General features: G+C 56.8%; 1 protein-coding gene and 1 tRNA gene. Both read left to right on the top strand.

Features of this window, described 5'->3' with window-relative positions:
• Positions 1–43 precede the first annotated feature (43 nt).
• Positions 44–134 (top strand) — tRNA-Ser (locus ENZ74_RS33915).
• Positions 135–226: 92 nt separating this feature from the next.
• Entirely contained in the window at positions 227–478 is a 252-nt protein-coding gene (locus ENZ74_RS33910; RefSeq protein WP_013532600.1) for a GIY-YIG nuclease family protein, read from the top strand.
• The last annotated feature ends 31 nt before the right edge of the window (positions 479–509 follow it).

The raw sequence follows: 509 nt of genomic DNA, 5'->3' as shown, positions 1-509 counted from the left end.
CTTGTTGATTGTGCCGGCGCTTTTCTTTATCCAGCGGCGCAACGGAGAGGTGGCCGAGTGGTCGAAGGCGCTCCCCTGCTAAGGGAGTAGAGGTCAAAAGCTTCTCGTGGGTTCGAATCCCATCCTCTCCGCCACCCTACGCCCTGCGGGCTTCGGGTGGCAGGCCACCCGGAACCGCATCGGCGTGGGAGTGTCGCCCGAAGCTACGAAGTAGCGTACGGGGACCATGTGGTACGTGTATTTCCTGCAGCTTCATAATGGCGATGTCTATGTCGGGTCGACAAACGACCTTCGACGCCGGTTCGAATCGCATCAATCAGGCTATGTGACTTCGACCAGAGCCTATCTGCCTGTAGCCCTGAAGACCTATATCGCGGTCGAAACCGAGACCAACGCACGGCAGTTCGAGCGATATTTCAAGACCGGATCGGGCAAGGCTTTCGCCAGTAAACGGCTTTGGCGGACAGAGCCCCGCTGAAGGCCTTTTTATCTATCCATCTGAAATATAA

This window comes from Mesorhizobium sp. M7A.F.Ca.CA.002.15.2.1 (genome assembly GCF_003998715.1).
GTDB lineage: Bacteria > Pseudomonadota > Alphaproteobacteria > Rhizobiales > Rhizobiaceae > Mesorhizobium > Mesorhizobium ciceri.
This window is presented reverse-complemented; position numbering and strand designations above follow the sequence as displayed.

Excerpts from the sequence above, each read along its gene's own strand:
- ENZ74_RS33910 (WP_013532600.1), top strand. The coding sequence starts at position 227 with ATGTGGTACGTGTATTTCCTGCAGCTTCATAATGGCGATGTCTATGTC.